Genomic DNA, 16,876 nt, shown 5'->3' on the forward strand with positions numbered 1-16,876 from the left:
GCGATTTGCCATGCTTCACTTGTATTAGAAACCCTTCCTGATATTATGAAAGGGCGCAGCATGACTGCATATATTGCCTGCAAGCCAGGTGTAGAAGCGATTGGCGCCAACTATGTATCTGAGCCAACTCATGTTGACAACAATTTCGTATCTGCTCATGCATGGCCAGATTTACCAGCGCTCATGCGCGAATTTATTAAGTTATTAAACAAGTAAAATCGTTTGTTAAGGCGTTCTCCTATGGGGACGCCTTTTTGATTTAAACAACATGTTGCATTGATTGTTGATGATCTAGACACAAAATATTATCGAACAGTGCCAGGCACTGTTCGCCAATATCGATTCCCGCTTTGATCGCTGCTCTTCTGCTTTCCACCGCGCTGCATAAGTCCGGCATGTTGCCGGGATGAGCCGCTGTTTTCATGTATAAATGCCGCCGCTAATCCGGAATCATAACTTCAAAAACCGGATAACGGAGGAACAAGATGAAAAAACGGCTCGCTTTTTGCTTTTCGCAGGGCTCTTCTCCTTGCAGTCCATTCATGCTTTGGCCCGCGATGAGTGGATGGAAATAGCGAAAAAGTTTATACCACCCAACACTGTTCTTGCAGATCCCGAATCGATCGAGCTGTATGATTTTGATCAAGACGGGCGCAACCAAATCGTGGCGACATTCCAACTTCAAGCGGGCGAACCGCCTTCCCGCTCCAAATTCGGAGCGATTGCATTGAAAAAACAGAGGCAGGCTGGCAAAAAGTATGGAAGACCGAAATAGTAAATGACTCCGCCTTTCGTCATCATCACTAGGCGGCCCATATATATTGCACTACCATTTTTTATTGGCACCCGCTTCGTCACATAAACCAAGTGACAGATACTCATCCTATAAAACACCCCCAGCTGCATTTTACGCAGTTGGGGGATTCTATACAATATTATTTCATAAAAGACAAGTGCCCGCTCCTAATTTCTTGGTTTACCAATCCGATAATTTTAATAACTTATATACTTCCTTATCATGAAAGTCTGATTCAGAAATTTGTAATATATCTATAAGTCTCTGAATTCCCCCTATCCACATGCGATCGTCATCCTCAGCTGCTTTTATTAGCGAAGCCTCTATATGTGGAACTATCACACTTTTATCTATACTCTTCAATATCTCTATCGCTGTAGGGACACCAGGCCAATTCATATCTTGCATTAACTCTATTAAGCAGGGTATCGCCAGCCTATTTCGTGGGTATCCAATTTTATTTAAAACTTTAACCGCATTCTCCCAACAATGCTTCTCGGTATCTTGTATTAACAAAGGAGTGTATTCATCATCAATTGTTGTTAACTCCCTTATTGCAGATAGTTGAACTTCTTGGGGCATATTCCAACTCAAGTTTTTCATCAATCTTTTAACTTCACTAAGTTCCATTAAAATTCATCTCCTACTATTTAACTTTCACAGAAAGGGCCTGCAATAATTTTGTATATTCATGTGGTCTAGTATTAGCATTTTCCCTTGAGTTTATCCATCCCTGCATTTTCTTCATATTTACTGGTCTCACTGACACATGAGTTTTACCATCTTTTATTGCTACTAGTTTTCCTGTTGCATTAATGGCCTCAATAGTAGTTGCTGTATATGGTCCAGATAAAGGCTTTACTGTAGTATAGGATAGCCCACTAACATCTTTTGGTCTTGGAGTTAAATTAGTGCCGTTTCCACTTCCAGTACGATAAATAACTGTTGGGTTTTTCCTATTAAATTTACGTTCTAAAACACTGACTATCTCATTTGCTGCAACATATGCAATCACTATTGCGGTTGCCTCAACAGCGGCTGCTGTTAGCCATGAAATTGATACACCTGCTAATGGAACTAAAAGAAAAGCGAAGTGACCATTTATATCCACATATATAACAGGATTATTTTTAGTGTAAACATATTGATTTATACTAAGCGGCTCATTTTCAAACCCATGGAACGTATCTCTTGTAATAAACCGTCCCATATTCGCATCATAATACCGCGCCATTAGGTAGTATAGCCCGGTTTCCTCATCGTAATAATACCCGGCATAACGGTATGGGTTCGCTGTTGCCATCGCACCGGTTTTGGACAGAATGTTACCCCATGCGTCATACTCGTATTGGGCGACGACATTTCCGCTTGCGTCCGTCAATGCGACGACATCTCCATGACCGTTCACATGATAGTAGTAAGTGGCTCCGGCTTTCGTCATCGTGACCGGGCGGCCCAATGCGTCCCACGTATATTCCGCTGTGATGTTGTTGTTGGCGTCTGTTTCATACAACAGACGAATCGAGTCGCCATCGTAGTGATAGTAAGTCGTACCGCTTGATGTTGTTTTGCTGATGCGTCTTCCTTGATGGTCATACGTATAGGTTGCGATCGTAGTGCCCGATGCGTTTTTTACTTGAATGAGACGGTTTTCGTCATCATACACAAACGTTTTGTTGCCGTTGTTCGTTAAATTCCCGTTCACATCATATGTGTATGCCTGTCCGTTAACGGCTGTTAGTTGGTCGGCGGCGTCATACGTGTACGTAGTCGTTGTAGTTGTTCCATTGTTGACGATTTTCTTCGTCCGGTTGCCAACCGCGTCGTATTCGTACGTAATCGCTGTTCCATCCGCTAGTGTTTCCTTTGTCAGCTGATTCAATGCATCATACTCATACGTAATCGTTCCATCTTTTGTTTCTACAGCTGTAATATTGCCATTCGCATCGTAACTGTAGAGGAAGTAGTTTAAAACATTTCCGTTGGCATCGAAATTTTTCAATGATTTTAGCTGATTGGCATCGTTATATTCATAAGCGGTATAAGTTCCATTGGCATGGATGATGGCCGAAATATTTCCGCGCTCATCGTACGTAAATCTCGCTAAATTCGCGCTGTTTCTTGACAAGACGACTAACTGGTCCAATGGATTATAGCTGTATCCAATCGTATCAGTCGTTGTACCAGCCGTAATGGATGTCGATGTAACATTTCCATGGGGAATGGGTGCCTGTCACTTGTCGAATACCAGGAATTATGGATTCTCCAGCAAATAATATCATCTGAATTTTAGTACACAATTTGAAACATGTTATTGTGACTTTCAATAACAAAGATAAAGTGCAGTGGATATGATTTTTCGGCGCCAGGCACTTGTCAACGATGAGGCAAGACCTAACCGATGAGCGGTTAGGTCTTTTTTCGATAGGAAAATAGCAAAGAACGGCTTCCATATGAGAGGATGCAGTACGTATAATAAACATAGACAGCGTAAAAACACAGTCCCGGTTGGTAGTCCGGGCGCACTCCGCGAAGAGTGTCAGTAACCTTCCCCTCCTTGGGATGTCCATCGCTGTCGGTAATTTTTAAAGGAGGGACCTTTCATGAAATTGACGGTTTTTTACGATGGACAATTCTGGCTCGGTGTGGTTGAGCAAAAGGAAGGTGAAGCCTTAAAAGCGGTTCGCTACGTATTTGGTTCAGAGCCAAAAGATGAAGAAGTTTTGGCATTTGTTAATGGTCCGATGCTATCGTTGTTGCACAAGTGTCGCACAACAACCACCGTGCCGCTTGAAATGCAAAGGCGCAAAAATCCGAAGCGAATGCAACGTGAAGCTGCAAAAGAAATGAAAACAAGGCCACTTTCCACATATGCGCAAACAGCCCTTCAGCTAGAATTGGAGCATCGTAAAAAAGAGAGAAAGGTTTGGCGGAAGGAACAGCGTGAAGCTCTCATCAAGCGAAAAAGAGAGTTAAAGCGCTTAAAGGCGAAAGCCAAACATCGTGGAAGGTAATACAGCGTTGGGTGTCTTGCTTTCAAGACATCCGCTTTCGTATTTCCAAAAGGGAAACGCTATTGTGTAATGAGCCAATTTATGATACATTAAAATCATTGCAACGTGCGTTCTTTAGAAGGAGGAGTAGACATGCATGCTCTGCTTGTGACATTATTAGTGATTGTATCGCTTGCACTGATTGCCGTCGTATTGTTGCAATCCGGAAGAAGCGCAGGGCTTTCCGGAGCGATTACAGGCGGTGCGGAGCAATTGTTTGGCAAGCAAAAAGCGCGCGGTATTGATGCTGTATTGCACCGCGTAACGGTTGTGTTATCTGTATTATTCTTCGTGTTAACGATTGCGGTAACGTATTTTCAGCTATAATAGTTTTGGGGGGGCGGTCCGTATATGGTGGACTGCCTTTTCTCTTTACAACTGCTTACAATCACATTATTTTTACTTTAGTACTTTAATGTGATGGGGGTCAGACCCCAAAAGAAAGGAGTTTTGCATCATGAAACTAGTTTCACCTAAACCATTTTTGTTTGAGGCTGGGGAGCGTGCGGTATTGCTGCTCCACGGATTTACAGGAAATTCATCGGATGTGCGTATGTTAGGGCGCTTTCTTGAGTCAAAAGGATATACATGTCATGCACCGATTTATAAAGGACATGGTGTGCCGCCGGAAGAGCTTGTACATACAGGTCCGGATGATTGGTGGCAAGACGTGATGAATGCCTATCAGTTTTTAAAAGAGAAAGGTTATGAAAAAATCGCCGTTGTTGGTTTATCGCTTGGTGGCGTATTTTCGCTTAAATTAGGTTACACTGTACCTATAACAGGTATTGTACCGATGTGCGCGCCAATGTACATCAAAAGCGAGGAAACGATGTACGAAGGAGTTTTACAATATGCGCGCGAATATAAAAAACGTGAAGGAAAAACGCCTGAACAAATTGAAAAAGAAATGGAAGAGTTCAAAAAAACGCCGATGAAAACGTTAAAAGCGCTGCAGCAATTAATCGCTGAAGTTCGCGACAATATCGACCTTATTTATGCGCCGACATTCGTCGTTCAAGCACGCCACGATGAAATGATTAATACCGATAGCGCAAATATTATTTATGACGGAGTGGAATCTCCAGTGAAAAAAATTAAATGGTATGAAGAATCAGGGCATGTCATAACGCTAGATAAAGAACGTGATCAACTTCATGAGGATATTTACGAGTTTTTAGAGTCATTAGATTGGTAAATCCTTGAAAGGAAGGAAGAAAGATGGATGAGTTAAAAGAGCAGCTGTTAACGTTTATGAGAGATGAAGCTTACAAGCCGTTAACGGTGCAGGAGCTTGAGGAAGCGTTTCAAATTGAAGATGCAGCACAATTTAAGGAATTTGTGAAGGCGCTTGTCGCTATGGAAGAAGAGGGACTCATTGTGCGAACAAGAAGTAACCGCTACGGCGTGCCGGAAAAAATGAATCTTGTTCGCGGAAAAGTAGCAGGACATGCGAAAGGATTTGCTTTTGTCGTTCCTGAAGACCCGGCATTGGATGATATTTTTATCCCGCCTTCGGAATTGAAAAACGCGATGCATGGTGACACCGTATTAGTGCGCATCAGTTCGCAAACATCAGGGGCGCGAAAAGAAGGTACGATTGTTCGCATTATCGAACGCGGCGTTACGGAAATCGTCGGCACATACACAGAAAGTAAAAATTTCGGTTTTGTGATTCCTGATGATAAAAAAATTGTCAATGACATTTTTATTCCAAAACATGCGAAAAACGGCGCCGTAGAGGGACATAAAGTTGTCGTGAGACTGACGACTTATCCAGAAGGACGAATCAGCGCTGAGGGGGAAGTCGTTAAAATTCTTGGCCATAAAAATGACCCGGGCGTTGATATTTTATCGATTATTCATAAGCATGGTTTGCCGCTGCAGTTTCCTGAGGATGTCATTGAGCATGCTAACAGTATTCCAGATACTATCTCGGAAGAAGATTTAAAAGGGCGCCGCGACTTGCGCGATCAAATGATCGTCACGATTGATGGAGAGGACGCGAAAGATTTGGATGACGCCGTTACTGTCACGAAGCTCGAAAACGGCAATTACAAATTAGGTGTTCACATTGCCGACGTGAGCCATTATGTAACAGAAGGCTCACCGATTGACCGCGAAGCATATGAGCGCGGAACGAGCGTCTATTTAGTGGATCGCGTCATTCCGATGATTCCGCATCGTCTATCGAACGGAATTTGCTCGTTAAATCCGAAAGTCGACCGCCTGACGCTTTCATGTGAAATGGAAGTGAATGAGCACGGTGAGGTCGTCAGCCATGAAATTTTCCAAAGTGTGATTAGAACGACAGAGCGCATGACTTATTCGGATGTCAATAAAATTCTCGTTGATAAAGACGAAGAGCTGCGAAAAAAATACGAACCGCTTGTGCCGATGTTTGAGTTAATGGCGGAGCTTGCGGAAATTTTACGCAATAAGCGGATGGAGCGCGGTGCGATCGACTTTGATTTTAAAGAAGCAAAAGTATTGGTTAATGAAGACGGCAAACCATATGATGTTGTCTTACGGGAGCGTTCCGTTGCTGAACGCCTCATTGAGGAATTTATGCTGCTGGCGAACGAAACCGTCGCCGAACATTTCCATTGGCTGAACGTACCGTTTATTTACCGTGTCCATGAAGATCCAAAACCTGAGAAACTGCAGCGTTTTCTTGAGTTTATTACAAACTTCGGCTACGTTGTCAAAGGAACAGGGAATCAAATCCATCCGCGCGCATTACAGGAAGTTTTAGAAGCGGTGCGCGGCGAGCCGGAAGAAATGGTCATTTCCACGGTCATGCTTCGTTCGATGAAGCAGGCGCGTTACGATGCCGAAAGTCTTGGCCACTATGGCTTATCGACCGAATTTTATACGCACTTTACTTCACCGATTCGCCGTTATCCGGATTTAATTGTCCACAGGCTCATTCGTACGTATTTAATTAACGGACAGCTGGATGCTGAAACGCAGGAAAAGTGGGCGGAAAAGCTGCCTGATATTGCGGAGCACGCTTCGAATATGGAGCGCCGTGCGGTTGAAGCGGAACGTGAAACAGATGATTTGAAGAAAGCCGAGTTTATGGAAGATAAAATCGGTATGGAGTTTGACGGCATTATAAGTTCTGTGACGAGTTTCGGCTTATTTGTTGAGCTGCCAAATACGATTGAAGGTCTTGTTCATGTCAGCTACTTAACAGATGACTATTATCGCTACGATGAGCACCATTATGCGATGATTGGCGAGCGGACCGGAAAAGTATATCGCATCGGCGATGAGATTACGGTTCGTGTCATCAACGTAGATAAAGAGGAACGTATTGTTGATTTTGAAATCGTTGGCATGAAGGGAAGCCGCAGAAAAAAGGCGAAAGATGCTCCTCTTGTCATTGAAGGAAAAAAAGAGCGGAAAAAACGAAAAAAGCGCAGCAACGAATTGGTTGATGATGAATGGTCAACGAAAAAGCCAAAGAAGAAAAAGAAATTTTATGAAGATATTCCAAACTTAAAAGTGAAAAAGAAGAAGAAAAAGAAAAAACGGTAAAAAAGAAAGATAAGCGGGCTAGCTTCTTGGATGAAATGAAAATATTGTCAATGTCGAAGGAGCAGCCCCTTACGAACCGCTTTATTTTCTTGAGATTTCAGAGAGTTTTTGTTAAAATGTAATCTGTCTTTATATGGGGAGGAAAAGCGGATGCCAAAAGGTGAGGGAAAACTGATTGCACAAAATAAAAAAGCGCACCATGATTATTTCATTGAAGAAACATATGAAGCCGGTCTTGTTTTGCAGGGAACAGAAATTAAATCGATTCGCGCTGGAAAAGTGAATTTAAAAGATTCATTTGCGAAAGTGGAAAAGGGCGAAGTATTCCTTCATAATATGCATATCAGCCCTTATGAACAAGGAAACCGCTATAATCATGATCCGTTGCGCACAAGAAAATTGCTTCTTCACCGCCGCGAAATTAATAAACTGATTGGCTATACGAAAGAACAAGGTTATACGCTTGTTCCGTTAAAGCTCTATATAAAAAATGGATTTGCCAAATTATTGTTAGGCGTTGGTAAAGGTAAGAAAAAATACGATAAGCGCGAAGACTTGAAAAAGAGAGAAGCAAAGCGGGAAATTGAACGTGCTTTCCGCGAACGTCAGAAAATGTAAAACCAAGACTTTACAATTGAAAAATGAAGTTCATATGCTATAATAATAATTGTCAATGCCAGTTCATTGTTGCGCTTAAGCTTCAAACGTTAACGCCTCTTGTTTAAACATGGGGACGTTACGGATTCGACAGGGATAGATCGAGCTTAAGCTGCGAGCCGAGGGGATCGTCCTCGTAAAAACGTCACCTAAAGATAACTGGCAAAGAAAATTACGCTTTAGCTGCTTAATCATTGCGGCTAACTCCTCCCTCCATCGCCCATGTGGTAGGGTCAGGGGTTCATAGTGAGTGGGATACGCCCAAGTCCGCCGTCTGAGGATGCGGGAAGAGACGAATCAGACTAGCTGCTCGGAGGCCTGTCGGTAGGCGGAAGATGCAGCGAAGAATAAATATACCGACTACGCTCGTAGATGCTTAAGTGGCGATATCTCTGGACGTGGGTTCGACTCCCACCGTCTCCACCATACATAAGAAATACCAACGTTATTCATATATATTACAAGAAGCATAATTTTGCATACAATGTAAAGTTATGCTTCTTAATGTAGTGTAGTCTTTTGAAATTTTGAAATAAAAAATCCTCTAAATTCCATTTTTGAATTACAAAAAGTTGAATGTGTTGCAAAACAAATAAGATGCATAAAAGGACGCAAAGAATGCATTCATTCTGGAAATCATATATATAGTGGCTAAAAAATGATTCAAATAATAATTGACAGATTCGTAGAGGTATTTTATGATTAAACTAGACAGTTGAATAGTTCTCCTAAAGGGGAGTAGCTTTTACAACAAAGTCGTCATTTCGGAGTTTTGCCGCTCCCGGCTTTGTTGGCAACGTAATGTTGTTAGCAAGACCTTTACCCGTTGGTAAAGGTCTTTATTTGTATGTAAAAACCTTTACCAAATATGGTAAAGGTTTTTTATTTGATAATCTTGGAGGTAAGTGTATGAAAAAAAGACAGCATTTACTCGTTGTAAAAACGATGATTTATTTACTTGTGAGTGTATAAAAAGGATAAAATTCATAATGATTGGTAAAAATGAATGTTGGCTCTCCTAAAGGAAAATACGGTCTTATTTAGAAAATGAAATATCAAACTACAGTAAAATACTAAAGGAGGATTCAGGTTACATGGAACTTTCAATTTTATTAGAATACAGCTGGGTATTACTACTTCTAATTGCACTTGAAGGGCTTTTGGCAGCTGATAATGCACTTGTTTTAGCTATTATGGTCAAGCATCTTCCGGAAGAACAAAGAAAGAAAGCGTTGTTTTATGGGCTTGCAGGTGCATTCGTTTTCCGTTTTGCTTCACTATTTGTGATTTCATTCCTTGTCAATGTATGGCAGATTCAGGCGATAGGTGCTCTTTATCTTTTATTCATCGCAATCAATCATATTTTTAGAAAAGTTGCTGTAAATAAAGAAAAAGAAAAAAATAAAGAAATACAGGAAAAGAAACAATCCGGATTTTGGGGAACTGTTTTCAAAGTAGAATTGGCCGATATCGCATTTGCAGTCGACTCCATTCTTGCAGCAGTAGCATTAGCAGTTACGCTTCCGAATACAAATCTTCCGCAAATCGGCGGACTGGATGGAGGTAAGTTTCTCGTTATCTTTGCTGGAGGAGTAATAGGCTTAATTATTATGCGCTTTGCTGCTAATTTCTTTGTAAAATTGCTTCATTCGAAACCTGGTTTGGAAATCGCTGCGTTTCTCATTGTTGGCTGGGTTGGGGTAAAGCTATCTGTTTATACGTTATCACACCCTCAGCTGGCAATATTACCTGAAGGGTTTGCAAAATCACCTGAATGGAAAATAACATTCTATGCTGTACTCGTTCTGATCGCATTAGGTGGCTGGTTTTTATCAAAGGAGAAAAAAGAACTGCCTTCCTCAGAAGAATCCAATGGAAATGGGTAGTTTCAAAGATTTTCCCTTTTAGAAACATAGCTTGAGCCGCCCTTCATTTGGACGGCTCAGGCTCAAGTAATAATAAACCAGAATTTGAAATCATTCAGCGAATTGACTCAAAGTGAGGGGTTTACAAAGAAAAAGAGAATTTATCATAATTCCTCAATAGAACTTAGCGGTTTGAAAAGGAGTAAAGTCATGGAAAATTGGATAATAGAGATAATAGAAAAATTCGGATATATGGGGATTCTTTTATTAATTGCACTGGAAAATATATTCCCGCCAATTCCATCAGAGGTAATACTAACGTTTGGAGGTTTTATGACTACCACCACAAATTTAAGTGTCATAGGGGTCATAACGTTTTCAACGATTGGTTCAGTGATCGGAGCTATTATTCTTTATAGTATTGGCTTACTCATCGATGTGAATAGAATGGAAAAAATTGTTGATAAATGGGGCCATATTCTTCGACTAACTAAGAAAGACATCTATAATGCCAATGCTTGGTTTTTAAAATATGGTGTGTGGGCTGTATTTTTCTGCCGTTTTATCCCTTTAATAAGAAGCTTAATCTCTATACCGGCTGGAATGTCACGTATGAACTTTAGTGTTTTTTTATTGTTGACAACTCTTGGCACCCTCATTTGGAATGTTACTCTTATAAAAATAGGTACTGTTGTTGGGGAATCATGGGAAAGTATTGTAGGTTACATGGATATTTATTCAAATGTAGTTTATGCAGCATTAGTATTACTCTTTATTTTATTTGTGGTAGTGTTTATTAAAAAAAATAGGGATTGAAGTTTAGTTAAAATCAGGTTATCACACAGGAAAAATCGAGAAAGAGTTTATTAAAGAAAATTTTAACATACATAAATGTAATGACACGGAAAAAAGATGAACTTGCGGCAATAGTGAATAAAGAGGGTATTCCATTTTTTGTTTTTGGGATCCCTTTTTTTTTTTTTTATAATTCATATATTTATCATTCAATTGTGATTTTCACAATGTATTTCCTAATCGATAGGTATATGTCCGCTTACATACATGGCTAATACCGACAGTACTTTTATTCACGGTAGACCAAAAGAAGTTATTTACGAGTTGACAGGATAAACTGTAATCATTATTATTACATTTAGGAGGAAGGTTCATTATGAATAGCGATTTTTCGATTGCCGTTCACTGCGTCACTTATTTAGCCAAAAAGCAAAACCAACGAGTGACTAGTGAAGACATCGCTCAAAGTGTTTCGGTCCATCCAGTAAGGTTAAGGAAAATTTTGAGCACCTTAAGGAAAGAAAATATTATTACTTCCAAAGAAGGGGCAAAAGGCGGATTCTCTTTAAACGATCCACCTGAACATATTACGTTAGACAAAATATTTAAAATTACTAGTGAGGAAACACTTGTACCGAAATGCCCTGATTCCAATGAGAATTGCCCAATAGGTAAAAACCTATCAGATATACTCATTCGCATTTTTCACAATGCGGAAGAACACTTTTTAAACTATTTAAAAGGTGTGACGATCAAAGATATCATTGATGAAATCAATAATAGTTAGTTTTAAAGGAGGATTTCTCATAAGGGTCTGACCTCACGCGAGTTTCACAATATATAGCTGATTTATCCAATTTGATGTCCTATATATTGTGTTGTGGGATCTGACCCTGGGGCTTTTGGGACAGCTTCACCATAAATTTTTTTAAACATAACTGTAACAAAAAACATTTCAGTTTAAGAGAGGTGAATAAGGTTGAAGAAAAAACGAGTTGTCGTCGGAATGTCTGGTGGGGTCGATTCCTCTGTGGCTGCTTACCTTCTTAAAAAAGAAGGGTACGACGTCATCGGTGTATTTATGAAAAACTGGGATGATACGAATGATGATGGCGTATGTACGGCAGCGGAAGATTATGAAGATGTTAAGAGAGTGGCCAATCAACTCGGTATTCCTTACTATAGCGTAAACTTTGAAAAAGAATATTGGGATCATGTATTTACGTACTTCATCGATGAGCTGAAGCGAGGCCGAACACCTAATCCAGATGTATTATGTAATACCGAAATTAAATTTAAAGCGTTCGTTGATTACGCTCTCTCACTGGATGCTGATTATATCGCGACTGGTCATTACGCAAGAATCAAAAGAGAAAACGGACAAATTACCTTACTGCGCGGAAAAGACTCCAATAAAGATCAAACATATTTTCTCAGCCAATTAACGGCAGAACATTTGTCTAAAGTTCTGTTTCCACTAGGAGAATTAACGAAGGATGAGGTGCGAAAAATCGCTCAAGAATTGAACCTTACTACCGCCAATAAAAAAGATAGTACTGGAATCTGTTTTATTGGGGAAAGAAATTTCAAAAGCTTTTTAAAAAATTTTCTACTGGCACAGCCCGGAGAAATTCGTTCACTCGATGGGGAAGTGCTGGGCACTCATGATGGGTTAATGTACTACACAATTGGCCAACGAAAAGGACTTGGCATCGGCGGCAAAGGAACAGGCGAACCTTGGTATGTCGTCGATAAAGATTTAGAAAACAATGTTTTATTCGTTGCTCAAGGAAAAAATCATCCGGCATTGTTCTCTACCGGTCTTATTGCATCTAACTTTAACTTGATAAACGGGGATGTTCGTCCGGGTACGTTTGTATGTACAGCTAAATTCCGCTACCGTCAAGAAGATCAAAAAGTACGTGTCCATGTTCGTCCGGATAGAACGGTCTTTGTAGAATTCGAAAAACCGATTAAAGCCGTGACTCCGGGACAAGTAGCGGTATTTTATGACAATGAGGTTTGTCTTGGCAGTGCCGTTATTGACAAAGTGATCAAAGATGATGCAGCTATTGCCGCTGTCGCATCGTAAAAAGATCGTTATGGAAATTCAAGATTTTTTCTATATATATTTGTTTTTTACAAAAGATAAATATTGTTTATATCTGTGTTTAACAGCGCTGTATGTATCGACTAGATCTAAAAGAGGTTTGAAGCTTTCAGGTGTGGCATAACGTAATGATTTTAATTATGTATGGCTCAACTTTTCTTAAGGAGTGGTAACAATGGAAAAATTTAAAAACCATAAAGGGTATTCACGCATGTATCAAGAAAACAAACTGACTTTAGGGTTGTTCTTTCCAATTGAATCGTATATGGGGGACGTCCCTGAGATGAATATAGAAAAGCAAATGAAGTTAGCAAAACGAGCAGAAGAACTCAATTTCGCTTCATTATTTGTGAGAGATGTACCATTACGCGATCCGAATTTCGGTGATGTCGGGCAAATGTATGATCCGTTTACGTATTTAGGGTTTGTTGCGGCCCACACAGAAAAAATTGCCTTAGGAACGGGAAGTATTATTTTAACGTTGCGCCATCCTCTTCATGTCGCAAAAGCGGCAGCTTCTGTAGACAGGCTATCTGGTGAAAGACTCATTCTCGGTGTCGCAACAGGGGACCGTCCAATCGAATTTCCTGCGTTCGCTGTGAATCCAGAAGATCGGAGCGAGCTATTCCGCGAATCAGTAGCTGTGATGAGAAAAGCATGGAACGAGCATTTTCCTGTCATTGACTCTGCACGAGTGCATATGACAAACGGAGATCTTTTGCCAAAACCGAAATTGGCAGACATCCCATTAATGGTGACAGGTCACAGCGGACAGTCTCCTGAATGGATTGCTGAACATAGTGATGGCTGGATTTACTATCCACGCGGACTCAAATTTCAAAAAGCATTAATCGACCATTGGCGTTCGTTAACAGAGGAATTTAAGCCATTTACTCAATCGCTTTATATTGATTTAACAGAAGATCCAAATCATGTACCGATCCCGATTCATCTTGGATTCCGTACAGGGCGAAATTTCGTGATTGAATTTCTTGCCGCTTTACAAGATGCAGGTGTGAACCATGTCATCATCAACTTAAAATATGGCCAACGCCCAGTAGAAGAAGTGATCGAAGAATTAGGTGAATTTGTGCTTCCGCATTTTCCGGCTTTATCATAATGAGAAACAATCATTATGCTGACCGTATGCTAATGAATAGCGGTTTAAATTATACGATTATTCGTCCGGGTTATCTTAGTAATGAAAAAGGCACGGGGCTGGTGACTGCAGCAGAGAACTTAAATGGGGGGAGCATTCCACGTGAAGATGTAGCAAGAAACAATCGTTCAATCTCTTGATGAACCAAATACGTATAAAAAAGCATTCGATTTAACGTCAGGGGATACAGAGATTGCTGAAGCGTTGAAATCACTGTAATGAAGCATTCATTGAAAAGGAGAATCTGGAAATATGACTTACCCATTTTACGCAATGGATTTTGCCTTTTATAACTCAATGGGCATTTATAGCTTTGAAGCTCGATGTGAAATGTTAAAAGAAATCGGGTATGACGCGACCCATTTATCCGTCTGGCACGGAGAACGGTGGAGAGATGTAGAGAAGCTTAAAAACGTTAAGGAGAAATATGGTCTGGATGTCGCTGGCGTGTACGTTGTGTTAGACCTTTCATTAGGTGAGGATCATCCAAGAAATGCGGGCATTTTAAAAATGCTGGAGATCATGGAGGGGTGCTCTACGGTAGAGCTGGCGATTCAATCTGTCGGACATCATATCCGCCCTTCAGACCCTAAAGGGGACGACATCGCAGTGAAGTGGCTGGAAAAAGCGCTGAAGATTGCAGAGCGAAGAAACATTAACATCTTACTTTACACACACCTATCATTCTGGGTTGAACGTCATGAAGATGCAGTGAGACTTTGTAAGCGTCTCAATCATCCGAATCTCGGCATTGTATTTTGCGGCTATCATTGGTACGCAGTTGATGGAACCAATCTATCAGCTACGCTTCAAGCGGTATCTCCTTACTTGAAACAAGTGAACATTTCTGGCAGCCGTCGCAATCCGCACGGTTTTGGAGGAGTGGCAACAATCGAGCCTTTGGACGCCGGGGAGTTAGATAATTTTGCATTACTTGGGCAGTTAAAAAAGATAGGTTACAATGGAATGATTGGCTACCAAGGCTGGAGTGAAGGCGGCGACGCTTACAGTAAGCTAAGCCGTTCACTCAAAGCGTTCCGTGATATGGAACGTAGACTTGAGGCATATCCACATTGGGCGGATTTAAAATTAACTCCATAATATAGATTAATGCTAAAATTTGAATTGGGAGGAGCTTAAAGATTTATTATTGTTTTCCCAACGTTTAAACCGGTTCTTTCGTTTCTTATGATTATTGGTTTAGTCAATAGTCATTGTGCAGAAAAAGTTTATGGTTTACAAATATCAATAAAAACTTTGCTGAAAACAAGGGATAGAAGCCATAAGCGTCTATCCCTTGTTTACTTATTACTACTATGCATTTGTAATGACATCGTCTGGAATGCTTAATCCGAGTCCTTCCGCTACACGTCTTCCATACTCCGGATCTGCTTTATAGAAATGACGGATTTGGCGAAGTTTAATTTCTTCTTTTGCTACTTGCTTTAAGGATTCGACAATATTTTTAACCAAACGAGCTCGTTCTTCCTCACTCATGAGGCGATATAAGTCGCCGGCTTGTGTATAGTGATCGTTATCATCATATGGAACGCTTTCAGCCAAACCGGATACCGGGAATGGTGTTGTTTTATGTTCAGGTACTTCTGTTGGCCCGCCAAAGCTGTTTGGTTCGTAGTATACAGAACCGCCGCCATTATTATCAAAGCGCATAAAGCCGTCGCGTTGATAGTTGTTCACTTCTACTCTTGGACGGTTGATTGGCAGTAAGTTATGGTTTACGCCGACCCGATAACGATGGGCATCTGCATAGGCAAATAGACGCGCTTGCAACATTTTATCTGGAGACGGCTCAACACCAGGCACTAAGTTTCCAGGAGAGAATGTTGCTTGTTCTACTTCAGCAAAATAGTTCTCTGGATTTCGATTCAATACCATGCGACCTACTTCAATTAATGGATAATCTTTATGTGACCATACTTTTGTCACATCAAACGGATTAAAACGGTATGTTTTTGCATCCTCTAGCGGCATGATTTGAACATATAGCGTCCAAGACGGATAATCTCCGTTTTCAATCGCATTAAATAAATCTTCTGTATGATAATCTGGATTTTCACCGGCAATTTTTGCCGCAAGCTCTGGATCCATGTTTTTAACGCCTTGGTCTGTTTTAAAGTGATATTTTACCCATACAGCTTCGCCTTCAGCATTGACCCATTTAAATGTATGGCTTCCGTAACCGTTCATATGACGGTAAGTAGCAGGGATGCCACGGTCGCCGAATAAATAGGTGACTTGATGTAATGATTCAGGAGATAGAGACCAGAAATCCCAAACGGCAGTTGGATTTTTTAAATGAGTTCTTGGATCTCGTTTTTGTGTATGAATAAAGTCAGGGAATTTAATCGCATCGCGAATGAAGAAAATTGGCGTGTTGTTACCGACAATGTCGTAGTTTCCTTCTTCTGTATAGAATTTTACCGCAAATCCACGCGGGTCACGAACCGTATCGGCAGATCCCAACTCGCCGGCTACAGTCGAGAAGCGGACAAATACCGGTGTACGTTTGCCAACTCCATTGAAAACTTTTGCTTTCGTATATTTGGACATGTCATTTGTTACTTCAAAATATCCATGTGCGCCTGCTCCTTTTGCGTGTACGACGCGTTCAGGAATACGCTCTCTGTTGAAGTGTGCTAATTTTTCAAGAAGGTGGACATCTTGAATTAATGTCGGACCAGGGGAACCGGCTGTGATTGAGTTTTGGTTGTCTCCAACTGGAGCACCCCAGCTAGTAGTCAGTTTCTTTGTCATACCAACATCACCTCGTGGCATTTTTTATGTTTTATTGGATTCGTTACTTTAAATGATAACACTTATCAAACAAAAGTCAATACTTTTTTATAATAATTATAATTAGATAAAAATAATAAATAA

The 16,876-nt window shown here is 40.6% G+C and carries 17 protein-coding genes, 1 other RNA gene and 1 pseudogene; 15 read left to right on the plus strand and 4 right to left on the minus strand.

The features are described 5' to 3' along the window. Positions 1-216: DJ-1/PfpI family protein (locus tag B0I26_RS10990; protein ID WP_181502851.1), on the plus strand; the 216-nt coding region annotated here is incomplete at its 5' end. 43 nt (positions 217-259) lie between these two features. On the opposite strand, the gene B0I26_RS18295 is transcribed toward B0I26_RS10990, so the two are convergent. Then, on the minus strand, positions 260-424 hold the full coding sequence (locus B0I26_RS18295; RefSeq protein ID WP_178378773.1) for a hypothetical protein: 165 nt from the start codon (positions 422-424) through the stop codon (positions 260-262). Between the two features lie 105 nt (positions 425-529). Between B0I26_RS18295 and B0I26_RS10995 the strand changes: the two genes are divergently transcribed. After that, on the plus strand, positions 530-775 hold the full coding sequence (locus B0I26_RS10995; protein ID WP_143271315.1) for a hypothetical protein: 246 nt from the start codon (positions 530-532) through the stop codon (positions 773-775). Between the two features lie 201 nt (positions 776-976). Here the strand turns inward: B0I26_RS10995 and B0I26_RS11000 are convergent, their stop codons facing one another. Next, positions 977-1,426, minus strand: a complete 450-nt coding sequence (locus B0I26_RS11000) for a DUF5071 domain-containing protein (RefSeq protein WP_052023561.1) — start codon at positions 1,424-1,426, stop codon at positions 977-979. A 16-nt stretch (positions 1,427-1,442) separates the two neighbouring features. Beyond that, a complete protein-coding gene (locus tag B0I26_RS11005) occupies positions 1,443-2,942 on the minus strand; it encodes an RHS repeat domain-containing protein (RefSeq protein WP_245934766.1) in 1,500 nt (499 codons plus the stop codon). 457 nt (positions 2,943-3,399) lie between these two features. Here B0I26_RS11005 and B0I26_RS11010 point away from each other — a divergent pair, with 457 nt between their 5' ends. The 13 genes and pseudogenes from B0I26_RS11010 to B0I26_RS11070 all read left to right on the plus strand — a co-directional run bounded on the left by B0I26_RS11010 (position 3,400) and on the right by B0I26_RS11070 (position 15,079). Further along, complete coding sequence (locus tag B0I26_RS11010) at positions 3,400-3,810, plus strand: YjdF family protein (protein ID WP_111645493.1); 411 nt, start codon at positions 3,400-3,402, stop codon at positions 3,808-3,810. A gap of 132 nt (positions 3,811-3,942) precedes the next feature. Continuing rightward, positions 3,943-4,176 (plus strand): preprotein translocase subunit SecG, encoded by a 234-nt coding sequence (secG, locus tag B0I26_RS11015; protein ID WP_111645494.1) that lies wholly within the window; start codon positions 3,943-3,945, stop codon positions 4,174-4,176. A gap of 130 nt (positions 4,177-4,306) precedes the next feature. After that, entirely contained in the window at positions 4,307-5,047 is a 741-nt protein-coding gene (locus B0I26_RS11020; protein ID WP_111645495.1) for an alpha/beta hydrolase, read from the plus strand. Between the two features lie 23 nt (positions 5,048-5,070). After that, complete coding sequence (rnr, locus tag B0I26_RS11025) at positions 5,071-7,392, plus strand: ribonuclease R (protein WP_111645496.1); 2,322 nt, start codon at positions 5,071-5,073, stop codon at positions 7,390-7,392. Positions 7,393-7,542: 150 nt separating this feature from the next. Then, positions 7,543-8,010, plus strand: coding sequence for an SsrA-binding protein SmpB (gene smpB, locus B0I26_RS11030; protein WP_044893002.1), 468 nt, complete (start codon positions 7,543-7,545; stop codon positions 8,008-8,010). 111 nt (positions 8,011-8,121) lie between these two features. Continuing rightward, positions 8,122-8,475, plus strand: a transfer-messenger RNA (tmRNA) gene (gene ssrA / locus B0I26_RS11035). 668 nt (positions 8,476-9,143) lie between these two features. Beyond that, a complete protein-coding gene (locus B0I26_RS11040; protein ID WP_044893281.1) occupies positions 9,144-9,935 on the plus strand; it encodes a TerC family protein in 792 nt (263 codons plus the stop codon). 189 nt (positions 9,936-10,124) lie between these two features. Further along, positions 10,125-10,730 (plus strand): DedA family protein, encoded by a 606-nt coding sequence (locus B0I26_RS11045; protein ID WP_111645497.1) that lies wholly within the window; start codon positions 10,125-10,127, stop codon positions 10,728-10,730. 355 nt (positions 10,731-11,085) lie between these two features. Next, positions 11,086-11,496: an RrF2 family transcriptional regulator gene (locus B0I26_RS11050; RefSeq protein ID WP_044893279.1), complete on the plus strand. Its 411-nt coding sequence runs from the start codon at positions 11,086-11,088 to the stop codon at positions 11,494-11,496. Positions 11,497-11,688: 192 nt separating this feature from the next. Next, positions 11,689-12,801: a tRNA 2-thiouridine(34) synthase MnmA gene (gene mnmA / locus B0I26_RS11055; protein WP_111645498.1), complete on the plus strand. Its 1,113-nt coding sequence runs from the start codon at positions 11,689-11,691 to the stop codon at positions 12,799-12,801. A 193-nt stretch (positions 12,802-12,994) separates the two neighbouring features. Next, on the plus strand, positions 12,995-13,939 hold the full coding sequence (locus tag B0I26_RS11060) for an LLM class oxidoreductase (RefSeq protein ID WP_111645499.1): 945 nt from the start codon (positions 12,995-12,997) through the stop codon (positions 13,937-13,939). Positions 13,940-13,950: 11 nt separating this feature from the next. Then, positions 13,951-14,197: pseudogene (locus tag B0I26_RS11065) on the plus strand (NAD(P)-binding oxidoreductase); the annotation flags it as partial. Positions 14,198-14,230: 33 nt separating this feature from the next. Continuing rightward, entirely contained in the window at positions 14,231-15,079 is an 849-nt protein-coding gene (locus B0I26_RS11070; RefSeq protein ID WP_111645500.1) for a sugar phosphate isomerase/epimerase family protein, read from the plus strand. Positions 15,080-15,292: 213 nt separating this feature from the next. Here B0I26_RS11070 and katA read toward each other — a convergent pair whose 3' ends face one another. Further along, entirely contained in the window at positions 15,293-16,753 is a 1,461-nt protein-coding gene (katA, locus tag B0I26_RS11075; RefSeq protein WP_111645501.1) for a catalase KatA, read from the minus strand. Positions 16,754-16,876 lie beyond the last annotated feature (123 nt).

The organism is Paranoxybacillus vitaminiphilus, from assembly GCF_003259935.1.
Taxonomy (GTDB): Bacteria; Bacillota; Bacilli; order Bacillales; family Anoxybacillaceae; genus Paranoxybacillus; species Paranoxybacillus vitaminiphilus.